The 19052-nt window shown below is 38.6% G+C and carries 8 protein-coding genes; 7 read left to right on the plus strand and 1 reads right to left on the minus strand.

The window, feature by feature from the left end:
* Positions 1 to 222: 222 nt before the first annotated feature.
* The gene (locus MYP_RS10095; protein WP_045462359.1) at positions 223 to 2394 is read left to right on the plus strand and encodes a glycoside hydrolase family 9 protein; all 2172 of its coding nucleotides are present in this window, start codon (positions 223 to 225) and stop codon (positions 2392 to 2394) included.
* A gap of 491 nt (positions 2395 to 2885) precedes the next feature.
* Here the strand turns inward: MYP_RS10095 and MYP_RS10105 are convergent, their stop codons facing one another.
* Complete coding sequence (locus tag MYP_RS10105; RefSeq protein WP_045462365.1) at positions 2886 to 3581, minus strand: hypothetical protein; 696 nt, start codon at positions 3579 to 3581, stop codon at positions 2886 to 2888.
* A gap of 330 nt (positions 3582 to 3911) precedes the next feature.
* On the opposite strand from MYP_RS10105, the gene MYP_RS10110 reads away from it, so the two are divergent.
* The 6 genes from MYP_RS10110 to MYP_RS10135 all read left to right on the plus strand — a co-directional run bounded on the left by MYP_RS10110 (position 3912) and on the right by MYP_RS10135 (position 18959).
* Entirely contained in the window at positions 3912 to 4322 is a 411-nt protein-coding gene (locus tag MYP_RS10110) for a hypothetical protein (RefSeq protein ID WP_045462370.1), read from the plus strand.
* The gene (locus MYP_RS10115; protein ID WP_045462374.1) at positions 4280 to 5908 is read left to right on the plus strand and encodes a T9SS type A sorting domain-containing protein; all 1629 of its coding nucleotides are present in this window, start codon (positions 4280 to 4282) and stop codon (positions 5906 to 5908) included. Before MYP_RS10110 ends, MYP_RS10115 begins: the two co-directional genes overlap by 43 nt.
* 708 nt (positions 5909 to 6616) lie before the next feature.
* Positions 6617 to 10030 carry a carbohydrate-binding protein gene (locus MYP_RS24925; protein ID WP_081990467.1) on the plus strand — a complete coding sequence of 1138 codons (3414 nt, stop codon included), beginning with the start codon at positions 6617 to 6619 and terminating at the stop codon, positions 10028 to 10030.
* A 25-nt stretch (positions 10031 to 10055) separates the two neighbouring features.
* Positions 10056 to 12902: an endo-1,4-beta-xylanase gene (locus MYP_RS24930; RefSeq protein ID WP_052430074.1), complete on the plus strand. Its 2847-nt coding sequence runs from the start codon at positions 10056 to 10058 to the stop codon at positions 12900 to 12902.
* Between the two features lie 710 nt (positions 12903 to 13612).
* Complete coding sequence (locus tag MYP_RS24935) at positions 13613 to 16441, plus strand: NPCBM/NEW2 domain-containing protein (RefSeq protein ID WP_052430075.1); 2829 nt, start codon at positions 13613 to 13615, stop codon at positions 16439 to 16441.
* 73 nt (positions 16442 to 16514) lie between these two features.
* Complete coding sequence (locus MYP_RS10135) at positions 16515 to 18959, plus strand: T9SS type A sorting domain-containing protein (protein ID WP_081990468.1); 2445 nt, start codon at positions 16515 to 16517, stop codon at positions 18957 to 18959.
* Positions 18960 to 19052 lie beyond the last annotated feature (93 nt).

Raw genomic sequence — 19052 nt, forward strand, 5'->3', positions numbered from 1 at the left:
ACAGTTCCCGCTTCTTGCTTTGATACTATATTTTCATGGTAATGTTCTATTTATTTGCGTCTTATTTTTGAATAAAATCTCCCAATATGCATCTCAATCGAATCTACTTCGTACGAATATTTATTGAATTGTGATTTAATTAAGGAAATTTTGGATTCTTTAAGGCTTAAGTGATTACTTATTGATCCTCTTTACAGTAGTAACAAAAAAACTAAATAAAATATGGATAAATTTTATTCTACTCTATTTCTATCAATTTACTTATTCCTTTTATTCGGATTGAAGGAGGTTTCTGGTCAATCTGTTTCTAAATTCATCGTGGCAGATCAGTTCGGATATCTTCCGGATGAGGTTAAAATAGCTGTTGTCCGTGATCCGGTGACAGGTTATGATGGTTCAGAATCTTTTACGCCGGGTACTTTGTATGCAGTTGTCAATTCTGCAGGGCAACAGGTATATACCGGTCCATTGCAGATTTGGTCAGGTGGTGTGGAAGATAACTCTTCAGGTGACAAAGCCTGGTGGTTTGATTTTTCGTCTGTAGATCAACCAGGTGAATATTATATTCTGGATGTCAATAATAATGTTCGCTCATATTCCTTTCAAATTAGCGGTGGGATTTATAACGATATACTCAAACACGCAGTACGGACATTCTTTTACCAGCGTGCGGGCTTTGCAAAACAGGCACAGTATGCAGGGGAAGGTTGGGCTGATGGTGCAAGCCATATGCAGGACAAGAAAGCAAGAGCATATAACGATAGAAACAATGCTGCAAAGGAAAAAGATGTTTCAGGTGGTTGGTATGATGCGGGTGACTACAATAAATATACGAACTGGACAGCAAACTATGTAGTACAGATGATGTTGGCTTATCTGGAAAAACCAGATGCATGGGCTGATAATTACAATTTGCCGGAATCTGGTAATGGTGTGCCTGATTTACTGGATGAAGCAAAGTGGGGAATAGATCATTTGCTTCGCATGCAGCAGGCTGACGGCTCAGTAATTAGCATTGCATCTCTTGCTCATGCCAGCCCTCCTTCAAGTGCAACAGGTACAACTTATTATGGTGGTATCAATACCTCTTCCGCACATAGTGTCGCTGGCGCTTTTGCGATAGCTTCCAAAGTATATCGTTCACTGAATATGAATGCTTATGCAGATACGTTGGTTAAAAGAGCAAAACTTGCCTGGGACTGGTCCGGCGTAAATCCAAATGTGGTATGGAACAATAATGATGCGGCATATGGATCTTCAGGAATTGGAGCTGGGCAGCAGGAAACGGATGATTATGGTCGTGAAATGGGAAGATTAAAAGCTGCAGTATTCCTCTATGATGCTACGGGAGAAGCTACATATAAATCTTATGTAGATGCGAATTATAAAAATTCACATTTACTTCAATGGGGGTTTGCATACCCATTTGAGGGTGAATTACAGGATGTTTTGCTTTATTATACATCTCTGTCAGGAGCTACAACTGCTACAAAAAATGCCATCATCAACGCTTACAAAGGTAGTATGACAAACCACGATGATAATTTTAAGGCAATTACTTCAAAAAAAGACCCTTATCGTGCTCACCTGAAAGACTACACCTGGGGTAGCAACAACATAAAATCTATGCAGGGAACCATGTTTCATAACATAATAAGTTATAATGTTGACGCTACCAAAAACACTATTGCCAGAGAAGCTGCTTTGGGATACATCCACTATATTCATGGGGTTAATCCTTTGAGCATGGTTTACTTATCAAACATGTATAACTATGGTGCTGAAAATGGGGTTAATGAATTTTACCATAGTTGGTTTACAGATAAAAGTGCTAAGTGGGACAGAGTAGGAACCTCCACTTACGGTCCTGCGCCAGGATTCCTGGTAGGTGGAGCAAACCCTGGATATGATTGGGATGGTTGTTGCCCTTCCGGATGTGGCAGCTCACAATTCAATGCTGTTTGTACTTCCGAATCTATCACGCCTCCTAAAGGACAACCAAAACAAAAGTCATATAAAGATTTCAACACCAGCTGGCCACTGAACTCATGGTCCGTGACTGAAAATAGTAATGGATATCAGATCAGCTATATTCGTTTGCTTTCGAAGTTTGTAGATATAAATGAAACAACGAGTGTTGAAAGTCCTTCAGGAAAAAATACATCTTCAATGGATCTTTTTCCTAATCCTACAAATGGTTCTTTCTGGATATCCAATGTGAAACCAGGTAAATATCAGGTTACGGTAATGGATATAAGAGGATCTGTTATGAAGACATATACTATGGATAATGGATCACAGGAAATTCAGCTTTCTGATTTGCCTTCCGGTTCATATCTGGTTAAAGTTTCAGGAGGAGAGCAGGTTATAATTAAACCATTGATTAAATTGTAATATTATATTCAGATGCAATGTCTGGGAAACTGTCAATCGCTTGTTTATTGTTGTCCTTTTTTACTTTTAGAGGCCAGACAGTAAATGCAGGTCTATATTAGCAGGATTGATGATAGGAACTCAAAAGCCAGAGCTTTTGAGTTCCCTTTTTTTATCGGCTATGATTCAATTCTCAAATACTCCATTTCGAATTGGTTTGAGGATAAAAAGCGGCTGTTGTGCTTACTTTTGATGACTGTTGACCTGGTCATCCTCCTTAGTCATTCCTGAACTGAAGAAGAGAAATATCAATGCGATTTTTTTTATAACCAATGATTGAGAAAATCATGACTGGGTGCTTCGATTTCATCTTAATCTCTTTAGACTGGTTTTGTCACTATTCTCCTTGAGGAGAAAATTAAGTAAAAGAATCAAGGCTGTTAGGAAATTTCTTAACCCAATTTCCTCAAGGCCGGTCCATATTGACAAGAGGAATTAAAACACTAATCCTATTAATTAAATTTTATTGGAATTACCTTTCTCACATTAACCTTCCTGCCATATTCTTCTCCAGGAGACCATTCAGGGGAATTGTTGAATATATCAATGATTTTGGTTAGATTCTCAAGGTCAATATCACCCCTTATCAATTGTTCATACTTCAAAGTTCCTTCTTTGGTGACAATAAACTGTACGAATAAAGTTCCTTTTGCTGTAACCTTCTTTGCTTTTATTTTATTTACTATATAATCATTAAATGTAGGATAGTGCCTGCTTGCTATAAATTCTGGCATTGGATTAGTATAAAGTATAACTTGGTCTTCTTCAACAGAATTTTTGTATTTGACATAGTAGGAATACCTCACTGTTGTGTCTTTAATATTTATGTAGGGGCATTTAATTTTAAATTGTTGATCGATTTTCTTATAAGTTAATGCGGGCTGAAAGTTCATTCCAATTACCTGATAAATAAATTTTCCACTAGAATCTTTTTTCAAACTAGCTCCATGAACCAAGACCTCAATGGAAGAATTGTCAATGTTTTTATTCTTAACAGACAAATAAGCTGTATATTTTTCCCCACTCTCAATTGTATCCTTCTCCGCAGTAATTTTAATGTCCCAATGATTAATATCTTGTGAGTGAACAGGTTTTAATAAACTTATCATTAAAATAGTCAAGATAAGTTTTAGTTTAAATTTCTTCATCGTATATGACTAAAAGTATTTGAATTACTTTTAACTAATTTATTAAAAGTAATTGGATATCTAAAATAGCAAAAAGGCTAAAGAATTAAATTAAGCTAAGCATCTTTCTTTAAACTCAATCTCTTCATTTTTTAAGGTGAGAATCTTCTTTATTCAGGTTCATGAAACGGAAAGAATGTTCTGACTAAACAAAAAATCAGAAAGAAGTAGCTTAAGTCTGGAAGCAGATTTTTATAAGTTAAATATTATAGAATATCTTTCTGTAACTTTTTATCTATTATTTACCTTTGTAAATAATCTTCTCAGAATCTCAATTTTAATTCACGCAAAATGAAAAAGGTAATTTTTATTTTCATTTTTTTTTGGGCGGTGCTGGACGGAATGGCTCAATGGCAGCCCCTGGGATATATGTATCCAATTTCAGCTGTAAGATTGGTCAATCATCACGATAAGGCTTATGCCGTCATTGAAGGTCGTCTTTGCGCTGGTGATAGGGAAAGCGAAGATGTTTATGCTTTTTATCCCATAGATCAGTCAACCGGAGTTAAATATGCCTGTTCATGGGGCGATTATTTTGTTACAGCTACTTCCAATATCGTAACCGTATATTCTGACGTATCCACAGGTCAAAAGCTAAGAAGTCAGACCTGGGCTAAGGGTTATATCTATAGCCTGGAAGTAAAGGAACTACTTTATTGGTGGGTACTTACCACGGAATACTTAGAAGCAGAGATACATTAAAGACTTTAGAGCTCACCGGTGCTTCCGTCAGAAATGTATTTGATGTTAAAGTGCTCGGAAATGATCTGCTTGCAGCCACTGATAGCGGGGTGCATATATCATATGATGATGGCCTTATCTGGAAAAGAATTTCAGCCAAAGCATCCGTTAATGCAATCGGATGCATTGCAGATACGCTTTATGCAGGTACAAATTCAGGGCTGTTTTACTCTTCAGATACAGGTAAAGTATGGACTAAGGTTGCTTTCTTTGGAAACCAGACCATTAAAAGACTTACTCAGAACGCAGAGGAACTATATATTTACACACAGAATCAACTTTTTAGAAAGACCTTAAAAAGTGGGATAGTTGAAGTTCATTTGGGAGGATTGGCAGGAGAATATCTCGATGTATTGAATTTAGGAAGGACGCAGTTGGTGTCATCTTATTGGGGAATGGTTTTTTCTGAAGACGGAGTGAACTGGACTCCTATTACATCCCCTTTAAAAAGTAATCAGTTACGGAGTTTTACTTCATTGGCAACAGATGGAGCTACAATATTTGCTGCATCAGAAGGTACCGGAGGATACATTTCATATGACGAGGGAATGACCTGGCTTATGCGTAGCCCTCCTTTTCACTATGAGGCAGTTTGGGGAATTGGTGGGGCTTATTACGCAGATGGATTTTGGTTTTGTCGAGCGGGAAAAGGACCCTTCCGGTCATCAGATGATGGAAGATCCTGGAAAATGATCAATGAAAATTTGGATGAATTTACTTCCGTCAATTGTTTCTTTAAAGTAAAGGATATGTTGTGGTTAGGTACTTCAAAGGGACTTTTTTATAGCCTGAACAATGGAGATCAATGGCTAGAGCCAGAAGGTAAAATTTACACCGAAATACGAAGTTTCGTTATTTCAAGGAACGGTAAGCTATTTGCATTCGGAGGTAACAATCATTATGAATCAGAACCACCATATTCTTCCTGGAAAGCGGGTAGTCTCACATTCAAGCAAGAGTTTTCTTGTGCAGCGCAGAACGGAGATACGATCTATGCTGCTTCTTTTTCAGATGACATCTATCGGTCCTTTGATGGTGGAGATAAATGGACATTGATTAAGAAAGGAATTGCCCAGGGTACTATATCTCATCTTACTGTAACACCTGAATATGTTTTAACTATCGATGGGATGGGAGATCTGTTTATCCGTATGCATTCAGATACAGCCTGGGCTCCATTTAATGGGAACTTACCATTTAAAGTTAAAGACCTTCTTGTAATAGGTGATACAGTTTATGGGGCTATCCAGTTTGAAAGGCTGTACCGGAGAAATCTGAGAGATTATGAATCCCCTTTAGGGCTTGGGAATAGTTTTCATTTCAGGGACATGTTGTCTTTTTTTCCTAATCCTGCCAGGGACGTGATTACATTTGCCAATCCTGCTTTATTAATGTCCATTGAGGTGCTTGACCTGACAGGAAATAAAGTATTACAATCGCAGGCTACTGCTCAATTATCTGTTTCGGATTTGCCACTTGGTGTATATGTTGTAAGAACAACTTTGAAAGACGGAAGCATTCTCACAGGTAAAGTAATCAGGCAATAAATATTATTTTCTTATTGATTTAGGTAAGGCCTTTCTTCAAGTCAGAAAGGCCTTTTGTTTTCCTATCTGAAGATTGTCAGTAGTCTACCGCTATTTTTTTATCCTCATAAAAATGCGTTGCAGAAATTTAATTTTTTTTATCAAAAATCTATTTCAGCATTTTTTAATATTAATATAGGGAGAAGTAATAAATGTTTTGTGTTTTGCTTTAACTGTATGATGGACAGTTGTTCTATATTATTAATATAAAAGGTACTCTTGCTCTTATTGATAAAGTGCCATTTATTTACTTTCTCCTTTAGGTTAATTTTCGAATGAAGTTTATGTGTTGAAAATCAATAATATTCCCAAGGTTTCAATTTTTTATAATTTTTTTTCTAATAATGTTTACTATTTAAAGAATCTGTTTGTAGGTGAGCAATTTTAATATCATTCTTAGCTTTTAAGCCAGTTTTAAAATGGTCTCAAGTCGCAAGCTAATCTTGATAAGACAAAAGGTTATACTTATTTAATATGATATACAATAGCAGATTGCATTTACTCTTAAACCCACATGAGTTAATAACATTGCTTTCTCTTTATATAGCTGATATTATCTGTAATAATTTTAAAAGAATTCATATGTCTTAACCTTGGCGCTTCCGGATAAGAAGAGCATTAAAACAAGATCTGGAATCTAAAAGGGATATAAGTTTAATTCATATACTTATGATATACAATTTTACTATACCAAATAAGGTGCTGTTAATTTGCCTGATAGCAATATCGTTGGTGTCCAAACAGGGATATGCCCAGAGAGATGGGGTTTCAACCTACACTAACCCTGTATTGCCTGGCAGCCACCCTGATCAAACACTTTTGAAAGTAGGAAATGATTATTATACGGCAGGCTCAAGTTTTCACTGGACTCCAAACTTTCCCATTTATCATTCCACAGATTTGGTACACTGGGAGTTAATATCAACGGTTGTAGATCCGAATTGGAGTGTTATCAGGGCCAATGACGCGCCTAAAGATGGTACGTGGCAAGGGGCCTTGGCTCAGTTTGCCGGAAAGTATTGGGCCTTCTTTTTTATTCATGGTGCAGGGCAATATTTCTGTACTGCATCTAGTATGGCAGGACCATGGAGCGCTCCAACCCTTGTACAGGGGTCAATAGGATATGACAATGCAGTGTTTGTCGATGATAATGGTAAGGCTTACATGCTTATGAAGAATGGTCAGGATTTCGCAGCTATCCAGGAGATTGATGCGAATGGCAGGCTCACTGGTACGCGTATGGACATGAGTTGGGTTAACAGGAACCATATTTATAGCTGGGCAGAAGGTCCAAAAATGTGTAAGAGAAATGGTCGCTACTATTATTTTGTAGCCGGAAATGTTTATGGAGGGCAGTATGTGTTGAGCAGCGCTACACTCACTGCCAATGAATCCAGTTGGACACGTCATGGTAATTTTTTCAAAGGTTCAGCTTCAGGAGCATTCACGGGGCCTAATCACATTACAGGACCTGTACAAGTTGCTGATGGTACCTGGTGGTGTCTGGGACATTCATATGGAAACAATGGATGGGAAGGGCAAGGCCGACAGAGTATGTTGTTTCAGGTCTTTTGGGATGCCAATGGAGTGCCTTATGCAAATAATCCAAACGGGCAGCCGCTTACTGCTCCAAACCTTCCTAGCAACGGGATAAACTATGAATTCCCGGAGTCTGACAATTTCACTACTGCAACAAGGAAACCAGAATGGTACTTTCATAACATAGCCAATATCGGTAAAGCGTCTTTGACAGCTAGACCTGGATTTATGAGGCTTTCACCAGGTAATGGTGTCACGCATATATTGCAAAGAGATCCTTCAAAGCAGTATTCTTTAGTAACAAAAGTGGATATTAATGCAACCTCAAACGGGCAACAAGCAGGATTGAGACTAATGAATGGGGAAGATCTGGTATATGCCGCAGTCTATAGTGGTTATAACAATGGAAAGAAATTTGGTATCACTTTCAACGGAACTACTACTACTGAGGTAAATAATACTATTGGAAACACAGTATGGTTAAAACTCGTGAGAAATCAGCATAACATTACCGGTTTTTATAGTGCAGACGGAATAGCTTGGACACAAATAGGAGGGAATGTAAGTGTTGCAGATCTTGATAAGGCACAAACGAATGATAATGCCTGGGTAGGAACAAGCTTGGGATTATATGCCCGATCTCAAACTGCGGATTTTGATCAGTTTTCATTTAACCATGGTTTTGATCCGATAAGTGTTGCATCTTATTATCATTACAATGCAACCACTATAGGAAGTGGAACAGTAACCAATAATTCTGACGGAGCATGGTGCATGCTTCCTGGTGTTACCATGGAAAGTGGTGGGTCGTCTGCAAACCGTATTGTTGTGAGCGCAGCCTCAGCAAGCTCAAGCGGAACACTTGAAGTGTGGACTGATAATATTGGAACGGCAGGAACTAAAATTGCAACCATCCCTATTACAAGCACTGGAGGAACTGGCACATATAAGGATTTTTCAGCTAATATAAATGTTTCGGGACAGCATGATCTATACCTTAGGTTTGTCGGAGCTGCCAATGCATTCAGATTAAATACAGTACGTTTTGTTTCAAACGGGGGACCTTCCATCAGTTTCACCTCTCCTGAAAACAATTCCGTGTTTTCAGCTCCAGCTACAATTAATCTTGTTGCTACTGCAAGTGATGCCAATGGCAGTATTGCCAGTGTGAAATTTTATAATGGTAATACCTTGTTGTTTACTGACAACAGTGCACCTTATAGTTATAGTTGGTCAAATGTTTCAGCGGGTTCCTATACAATAAAAGCCCTTGCCACAGATAATGAAGGTAATGAGGCTCAAGCAGAGATTGTGGTAAAGGTTAATCTGCCTCAGGGTCCTTATAATGGCACCTGGCATGTAATTCCCGGTACAATTCAATTAGAACACTTTGATGAAGGAGGAAATGGTTTCGCATATATGGACAGCAGTCCTGGAAGCGAAACTGGAGTTAACTTTCGTACTAATGAAGATGTTGATATAGAAAATTGTACTGATGTCGGAGCTGGTTACAATATTGGATGGGCAGTTGCAGGGGAATGGTTAGAATACAGTGTAGATGTCAAGACTCCCGGCACTTATGATATTGACCTGAGAATTGCAGCAAATGGAGATGGTCGGACTATATCAGTTTCAATGGATGGAGCTTCAATTGCCAGTAAAATTGCCATACCCAACACTGGAGGCTGGCAAACCTGGCAAACAGTGAAAGTAAAAGATATTAATCTCACTACTGGGAAGAAGATAATGAGAGTGTCCATTGGAGATGTTGATTTTATTAACCTGAACTATGTTACATTCTCATTAACCAAAGAACTCAAACAGGAGCCTTACAAAGGCATCGCTCATCAGATTCCGGGCAGAATCGAAGCAGAAGAATATGACTTGGGAGGAGAAGGATTGGCTTATCATGAGGTTAATACAAATGGAAATGAAGGAAAAGCAACATTAAGAAATGACGAAGTTGATATTGAAGCAACCCAGGATAGTGATGGAGCATATAACATTGCATATATTCTAAAGGGTGAATGGCTTGAGTATACAGTCAATGTGGTTGCATCAGGAAATTATGATCTGGAAGCAAGAGTAGCTGCTGATGGCGATGGTAAAACTTTTCATATAGAAATGGATGGAGTAGATATTACGGGCCCTGTAAACATCCCTAATACAGGCGGCTGGCAGGCATGGCAGACCCTGAAGTTAAATGATATCAGGCTTGAGTCCGGGGAACATGTAATGCGTATCGCTTTCGACTCAGATTACCTGAATCTAAACTATGTAGAGTTTAAAGATATCATTACCTCTATTGGTGATTTTGAATCACCTGAAATATCCGTATCCCCCAATCCCTTTTCAGATGCAGGTATCACTCTATCATTTAATGGAGATTTCAACTACAGAATAACCGATGTAAAAGGATCAGTAGTGGAAGCCGGTACCGGTAGTTCTAAAAAGTTAATCGGGGACAGACTAAATCCCGGAATTTATGTACTCACTATAGTACATAACAATAATATTTCCATCCGGAAGATAATAAAGCAATAAGTAAAGCCTTAATGAAATTTTCGTTATGAATAAATCAAAAATCATTTTTAACCTCATAGGAATTATTATTCTGTTTGTAGCATATAATTCCTTTGCGCAGACTTATCCTCCATCTGCAGTCATTACCATGCCATTTAGCAATGCTTATTTTAAAACAGGAACTGATGTAGAAATACATGTTTATGCTACAGACATAGGTAAAACAACTAACAATGGTACAGTGACTAAAGTAGAGTTTTTTAATGGAACCACGAAGCTTGGAGAAACCAGTACACATTCAAACAATACCTATAGGTTTGTCTGGGGCTGTGTACCTGCAGGTGAGTATAGGATCACTGCAAAGGCCACTAATAACAAGGGTGTAAGCTTCACTTCAGTTGGTGTATTGATTACTGTAGGTAATGCAAATTTCCCATCTCAGGGACTTGCAGCTTGCAAAGGCAAATACATGGCCGGTTTACACCAGAATCAACTCCTCGGGAGCTGGAACTCATACTTCAATGGTATAAGCGCTGAAAATGCATGTAAGTGGGGATCTGTTGAAGGGAATAGAGATGTAATGAACTGGAATGGAGCGGACGCTGCTTATAAAGCTGCGAATGACAGAAAAATAATGTTCCGCTGGCATGCGGCTATGTGGGCAGCCCAATATCCAAATTGGCTATTTACCTTAAGTACTGCAGATGCAAGAGCGGAACTGATTGAATATATGGAAGGAATAGCTGCTCGATATAAGTATATAGATCAAATTGATGTATTAAATGAACAACTATTTACGCACCAACAAGCTAACCAGCAAATGCGTGATAAATTCAGTGGCAAAACTAATACTGCCGTTGATGATTTTAGTTGGCAAATCTGGTTGTTTACTGAAGCCAGGAGGATTTTCCCAAATACAAAACTAGTGTTAAATGATTACGGATTAGAAGGAAGCAACAGTGCTATTGATGAGATGTTGAAGTTGGTTGCTGCATTAAGAGACAGGGGAATCATCGATGGATTTGGGACCCAGGCCCATTGGTTTAGTGTAGATCGTCAGCCAGCTGGACGTATTACTCAGGATTGTAGCAGAATGGCCCGCGGCGGTGTACCTGTCTATGTAACAGAGCTTGATATGGCAGGTGGGAATGATAACAATAACAATGAACAACAGCAATTGGCGAGCTTTCAAACCCACTTTCCTGAATTCTGGGAGCACCCTCATGTTAAGGGGATTACCTGGTGGGGCCATGTGCTAAACAGGACCTGGGTTACAGGTACAGGATTCACTTTGGAAAACGGACAAGACAGAGCTGCTGGTGCCTGGTTAAAAACCTACATGAATAGCCGCCCCAAGGTTGGTTATCCTATGTGTCCTGCAGAAGGATGTTCAAATGACGGAAAAATTAGTCTTGCTATAACCGCACCAACTGAAGGACAAATATTTACTACAGCTGATCAGATAACACTTTCTGCAACTGCTATTGATGGAGATGGCACAATTGCCAATGTTAAATTCTACAGCGGATCTACATTGCTGAATACTGATAATTCTGCTCCTTATAGCTTCATTTGGACAGGGGCACCAGCTGGAACTCATGAGATTAAAGTAGTTGCCACAGATAACCAGGGAAATATCGCGGAAGCAAAAGTAACTATTAAAGTAAACGTTCCACAAGGGCCTTACAATGGTACCTGGCACGTTATTCCGGGGACAATCCAGCTGGAGCATTTTGATGTTGGAGGAAATGGTTTTGCTTATATGGATGCCACTCCTGGCAGCGAGGTAACTCCGGTAGTTAACTTCCGCACTGACGAAGATGTGGATATTGAGAACTGCACTGACGTTGGAGCTGGATACAACATTGGCTGGACAACTGCCGGTGAATGGCTTGAATACAGCGTGGATGTGAAAACTCCTGGTGCTTACGATCTTGATCTGAGAATAGCGGCAAACGGTGATGGTCGCACAGTAACAGTAGCTATGGATGGTGTAAATATAGCCAGCAATATAGCGATACCTAATACAGTAGGGTGGCAAACCTGGCAAACAGTAAAAGTAAAAGATGTCAATCTTACTGCAGGAAAGAAAATTATGAGGGTTACCATAGGTGCTACTGATTATGTGAATATGAACTATGTGACTTTCACTTTAACCAAAGAATTGAAACAGGAACCATTTAAAGGCTCAGCACATCTGATTCCTGGCAGAATTGAGGCAGAAGAATATGACCTCGGAGGTGAAGGTCTTGCATACCATGAAGCCAATGCAAATGGAAATGAGGGGAAAGCTACATTCAGAAATGATGAAGTGGATATTGAAACTACTCAGGATAGTGATGGAGCTTACAATGTAGGTTATATCTTACAGGGCGAATGGCTGGAGTATACTGTAAATGTCGCAGCATCTGGTAAATATGACCTGGATGTGAGAATAGCAGCTGAAGGTGAGAATAAATCCTTTCACATCGAAATGGATGGAGTAAATGTAACTGGTCCTATTAATATTCCAAATACCGGTGGTTGGCAGACATGGCAAACAGTTACTTTGAATGACATTAACCTTACAGGTGGAGAACATATCATGCGTATTGCCTTTGATTCGGATTACATGAATCTGAACTATGTAGAGTTTAAGGATGTCATTACCGGCATTGCTGAAGAAGAATTTTCATCTATTGCAGTATTCCCGAATCCGTTTACAGCTTCCGGTATACAGATTAATAATGCAGGTGAGTTTCAGTATAAAATTACTGATATCAGCGGAATATTAGTAGAATCAGGAAATGGAAGACGTGGTCATAATGTCGGAAAAAATTTAAGTGAAGGTATCTATTTCCTTATAGTTGAAAATAACAATAACGTTTCTGTCCACAAAATAGTAAAGCAATGAAAGCAGAATGTAACTCATTTCTGAGAACTGCTTGAATCTTCTGCTGCCCGCAATTGGCCTGATAATTTTTATCATGCCAATTGCAAGGGTTCAAAATGCTTGTATTCTTGTTATATATTCTGATGGCCTGATGTCTCAATGATCTGAATGAGGATATTTAGTTATATAAGTTGTATTACAATGCAACTAATCAGTGCTCCGATGATTTTATCGATTTACTAAACATATGACTGGTGGACTGTTGTATGCTTTTATCAAATTCAGACATTTTTAATCTGAATAGTGTAAGAAAGCTAACCTATTATTATTGATATATCAGTGTTAATTGTTTTAGCCAGACATAGCTGATCTGAAACTATGGTGGGAGAGGAGCATGAAATTATATTGTTTTGTGACCTTGATGAAACCTATAGTTAGCGGATTTGTCATACGAGCTTTTGTACAATGTTGATTGTAAGCTTTGCGGCAAAAGGACAGCAACCACTTAAGGTGAACTTTTCTAAAACTATAAGACAAGTTATGATTATGCATCAGGGAGCTAGAGTCTTGTGGAGCTAATAGTGAACATGCCATTGGCCTAAGCCTTAAACCATAAACCGGATGTATTAAATGCGATCATTAAAATTAAAGAAGGAAATTTCATCAGTAATATTTTAAAACTTTAGTAAGGCCTCAACCATAACTGAACATAACTTTAAAATTCCTGTCATATGAAAAATAGATGGATATTACTTCTGAATATATTACTGCTCTTGCCAGGTCTATTGTCTGCACAGATGGGGCCAGGATTGGGTAATCTTACCTATACATCTAATGAGCTTTACAAAAGCATTTGGAAATATACTGAATTAAACCACATGGGGTCTACTATGGCCACCATGCATAATGGTTACATGATAACCACCTTTCATCCAGACAGTGGTAAGCCACCTGGAGGAATTCTGGTTTGGGATGTATCGAATCCAAGAAAACCGGTTTTGGTTACGCGGGTATATGATTCGCGTACAGCTAATTTTCGTGAACAGCATGCTATGCCACAACATGACAAATACATGTTGTTTCAGGATGGCTTTGGGTTTCAGATTTGGGACTTTAGTGATGCTAAAAATCCTATACAAGTCAAAAGACATATTATGAGCGGATATGCCCACGATGATTATGGTTCAGCATGGCAATTATTCTGGCAAGCTCCTTATATTTTTATTGCTAATGGCAGTAAGGGCTTTGATGTCGTCGATGCTACAGATATAAATAATCCAGTATTTGTAAAACATGTCAATACTCCAAGACAGGTAGGACCCATTTTTGCGATAGGAAACCTTCTCTATACCTCTGCACATGATTTTGGGAGAGGAATCACCATATATGATATAAGTAATCCCAGGGATCCAAAATTATTGAATAGTTATAGTAATACTGAAAATATGTATGCATCGATGGTTAATGGAAATAAACTCGTTATTTCTGCACGGGGAAATGCAAACAATGCCGTCTTCGGAACTTATGATTTGAGCGATCCGCTAAGCATAAAAAAAATTACGACTTTAAATATCGGGAACAGTGGTGAACAATTATATAATTCTACTCAGGATCAGTTTATATTTCAAGGTTGCCAGTCAGAGGTTGTAAAAATAGATGCATCGAATCCTGCTCAACTAAAAATCATCGGAAGGGGATCTTTAGGTATCTTTGGCGACTCAGATCATGGTCAGGTAACACCTTTTGGTAATCTTATTTTTGTTGGGAATGACCATGGTTCAGGTAGTGGATTCTGGGTTCATCAAAGAGAACCAGATACAAAAGCTCCAGAAGTAAATATGGTGGTTCCAAAAGCCAATGATGTAAACCGTGCATTGACTTCACGGGTTGGAGTTACCTTTACTGATAATATAATTCTGGAATCAGTCAACAAGAATACTTTTATAGTCAGACCTTTGGGTGGAGCAGCATTGTCAGGTAAATACAGCCATCAATTCTCTATGGTAAATTTTTCACCTGACCAGCCTCTCCTGCCAAATACTACCTATGAAATAGTGATTCCATCAGGTGGTATAAAAGACTATGCAGGAAACACTACAAGTAAAACTTTTACATCTTATTTTTCTACAGGCCCTAATGGAAACTTCCCTTCCGATGGTACTGAGCAGCCCCGGATTTTTGAAGACGATAAGAAAATAACTTTGAATTGGAATCGTACTTCCAATGCTTCTACTTACACTATCAAAAGGGGGACATCACCTACAGGTACTTTTCAAACGATTGGTACCACGAGTCAATTATCTTTTTCTGATACTTTGGTTGAAAATGATAAGACGTATTACTATTCGGTTACAGCTAACAATAACTTGGGAGAAATTGTGACTTCTTCTGTAATTAAGGGAATGCCCTCTTTTTACATTACTAAACTGAATTGGATCTCTTCATCGAATGGCTGGGGACCTGCTGAAATTGACCAAAGCAATGGTAAAACTGCTTCGAATGATGGAGGTGTAATTACTTTAAATGGCATTAAATACTCAAGAGGTTTGGGAGTTCATGCCGAAAGCAGTATAAGTTACAACCTTGATGGAAAGTATGAACGGTTTTTATCTGATGTAGGCCTTGATGACGAAGCAGGGAGTGCAGGATCTGTAATTTTTACTGTCCTTTTGGATGGGAAACAGGTATATAATAGTGGATTAATGAATGGTTCTTCTGATACCAAAAGTATTGACATTAATATCGCAGGCGGAAATGTGCTTACGCTGAATGTTTCACCAGATGGAAATAATGAATTAGATCATGCTTCATGGGGTGGAGCAAGGCTAAGGCCGAGTCAGACACCATTTAATCAAACTGCTCATTTAATACCTGGACGCATTGAAGCAGAAGAATATGACTTTGGTGGTGAAGGTATTGCTTATCATGAAGCAAATGCCAATGGAAATGAAGGTAAAGCAAACCTGAGAATTGATGAAGTAGATATTGAAGCTACCGGAGATGTCGATGGAAAGTACAATATAGGCTACATACTTCAGGGGGAATGGCTGGAATATACAGTGAATGTAACATCAACAGGTGTGTATAAATTGGATATGAGAGTAGCGGCAGAAGGAGATGGTAAAATGTTTCATATAGAATTTGACGGAAGAGATGTAACAGGACCGATAAGTGTCCCTAATACCGGTGGTTGGCAAATTTGGAAAACCATCACAGTAGATGAAATCAGTCTTACTGAAGGCAATCATGTAATGAGGATAGCTTTTGACGCAAATTATATGAACATAAATTATCTGGAGTTTAATGGTATAGTTACCGGAATCCCGGAGAATAAGTTCAGAGACATTTTGATTTATCCGAATCCATTTGGCAACAATGGTTTTGTGGTCAGTGCAGAGGGTGATTTCTATTATAGACTTTCCGATGTCAGTGGTTATATTCTGGAGACAGGAAACGGAAATCAGTATCAAACTGTAGGAAAGGAGCTAAAGCCCGGAGTTTACATAATTTCTATAGAAAATAAAAGTGAAGTAATAGTCAGAAAGATTGTAAAGGAATAATTATTAAAAGTTGTAAGTTCATTTCAATGATATAAATAAAGTGACCGCTTAAAGTAAAAATAGACTGTTTGATATGCGATTTTTCATAACCTTTATAATATTAGTGTTTATTAACTGGATAGGTGAAGTGAATGACACTGAACAGTATGTTCTTATTCAGAATAAACCTGTTGAAGTAGGGACAACAGTTACATTCACTATCACGGCGCCTGAGGGGACAAACCCATTTATTGCGTGGGACTATGGCGATGAAAATGGTTTGGGCAATTATAAACAGGGCCTTACAACAACGCATAAATTTATGCAGCCTGGAGTTTACCAGGTTTTTGCCCGAATTCTAGGGGAGGATATTCCGCTTTCAGTTACACAGACGGTACACAAACCATTAAAGAAGATTGCCCCAACTCATTCATCCACAATTTGCATAGATACTAGTCGGCAAATCGTATGGGCTGTAAATCCTGATAATCATTCGGTGTCATCTATCAATGCTGCCAATTATCAGCTGATCAGCGAGATTCCAACAGGTAAGAATCCGAGAACTCTTGCTTTGGACAATGCGGGAAATGTTTGGGTAGCAAATGAAGATGATGCTACTATTACTATTCTTTCAGCCTCCGGACAAAAGCTACAAACAATTAACCTTCCATATGCTTCAAGACCTTATGGCTTATGTTTTGATCCTATGAAGAGCTACTGCTACATAACTTTGCAAAGTCTAGGGCAACTTGTCAAGCTTGATGCAAAAGATTTTCAGATAGTTCAAGTCACAGAAGCAGGAAGGAGACCACGGGGAATTGCCATAACTTCTGATGGGAAGCGTGTATTTGTTACTCAGTTTATATCTCCGGGAGAAAAAGGATTGATAAGAGAAATCGATGCTGAAACAATGGAACTTAAGTCGGAGATAGGCCTTGCATTTGATGAGACTGTGGATTTTGAAGACAGGGGCCGGGGCGTGCCTAACTATATCTCTTCACTCACTATTACTCCTGACGGATCCGAAATTTGGATACCATCAAAAAAAGATAATACAGCAAGAGGTTTATTCAGAGATGGACAAGCTCTTACATTTGATAATACTGTCCGCACAATTGTTTCAAAGATAGATCTGACTCAGGGAAGTGAAGTGATTGATTCAAGGATAGACATCAATGATGCGGATATGGCTTGTGCTGTAGAGTTTAGTCCATATGGTAATATTGCATTTATAGCATTACAGGGAAATAATAAGATTGCTATGATAGACGTAGCAACTAATTCAAGACTGGGTTTACTTGATACTACCGGACTGGCACCTCAGGGCTTAGTCTTTAATGCAGATGGTTCCAGACTTTTTGTTCACAATTTTATGTCTCGTAGTATAACTATATTCAACACTGAAAATATTATACTTTCCAATAATTTTAACCCCGTAATTGCCGCCACTATTCCTATTGTGCTTAAGGACTCTTTAAATGCTCAGGTCCTGAAAGGTAAACAAATTTTTTATAACGCTCAGGATGAACGCATGACTTTCGCTGGCTACATTAGTTGTGCCAGTTGTCATTTGGACGGTGGCAGTGATGAGCGGGTATGGGATTTTACGGATCGTGGAGAAGGTCTGCGTAATACGCATTCTTTATTAGGTAGAAGAGGGATGGGAATGGGTAATGTGCATTGGACTGCGAACTTTGATGAAATTCAGGATTTTGAAAATGATATACGATATGCCTTTAGAGGAAAAGGATTTCTCCCTGACTCTATATTTAACAGAGGTACCATTAGCGACCCTCTGGGAGGTCCAAAGGCTGGTTTAAGCCCGGAGCTTGATGCGCTGGCAGCCTATGTGCGTTCTCTGGATAAAGTAAATCCCAGTCCTTATCGAAATTCAGATGGAAGTCTTACTGACGATGCTTTTGAAGGAAAATTGATTTTCGCAGATCTTGGTTGTAACGTCTGTCATTCAGGTCCTGACTTTACGGACCGGAAGTCAGGTGTCTTTCACGATGTCGGAACCATTCAAACATCTTCCGGACAGCGTAGATCTGAGAAGTTAACAGCATTGGGTACTCCTACCCTAAAAGGAATTTGGGAAACTGCACCTTATTTGCATGATGGCTCTGCCCCAACATTAAGAGATGTGCTTATTGCCAGGAATGTTAACGATAAACATGGGGATATTACTTCTCTCTCTGAGAAGCAAATCAATCAGCTACTGGCCTACTTGCTTCAGATAGATGAGCATGAATCAAGCGCTGTCGTATCCAGCATGAATAAGATGAGGTCATTTTCCGGGTCTATTGATGTTTTCCCGAATCCTGCTTCTGAGATTATAAAGGTTCGCATAAATGAAAGAGTAAGTCCAAAAGGGACAATTTCTATTTGTAATTCTGTAAGTGGCCATACCTTAAGTTCTACAAGTCTTAATGCCAGCAATGAAGTAAGCATAAATGTAAGCAGTCTGACTCCGGGAGTGTATATAGTAATCTATACTGATGAAAAGGTAAAGAAAAGTACTAAGTTGTTATTAAGATAAAATATGCTGTGAAGTTTCAAACTTATCAGGCATCACAGCTCTGTATTTCTATAGCAGTGCTTGTTCTGTATAGAGTGATTTGCTTTTAAATAA

This window comes from Sporocytophaga myxococcoides, from assembly GCF_000775915.1.
Classification (GTDB): domain Bacteria; phylum Bacteroidota; class Bacteroidia; order Cytophagales; family Cytophagaceae; genus Sporocytophaga; species Sporocytophaga myxococcoides_A.

Excerpts from the sequence above, each read along its gene's own strand:
- MYP_RS10095 (WP_045462359.1), top strand. The coding sequence starts at position 223 with ATGGATAAATTTTATTCTACTCTATTTCTATCAATTTACTTATTCCTT.
- MYP_RS10105 (WP_045462365.1), bottom strand. The coding sequence starts at position 3,581 with ATGAAGAAATTTAAACTAAAACTTATCTTGACTATTTTAATGATAAGT.
- MYP_RS10110 (WP_045462370.1), top strand. The coding sequence starts at position 3,912 with ATGAAAAAGGTAATTTTTATTTTCATTTTTTTTTGGGCGGTGCTGGAC.
- MYP_RS24925 (WP_081990467.1), top strand. The coding sequence starts at position 6,617 with ATGATATACAATTTTACTATACCAAATAAGGTGCTGTTAATTTGCCTG.
- MYP_RS24930 (WP_052430074.1), top strand. The coding sequence starts at position 10,056 with ATGAATAAATCAAAAATCATTTTTAACCTCATAGGAATTATTATTCTG.
- MYP_RS24935 (WP_052430075.1), top strand. The coding sequence starts at position 13,613 with ATGAAAAATAGATGGATATTACTTCTGAATATATTACTGCTCTTGCCA.
- MYP_RS10135 (WP_081990468.1), top strand. The coding sequence starts at position 16,515 with ATGCGATTTTTCATAACCTTTATAATATTAGTGTTTATTAACTGGATA.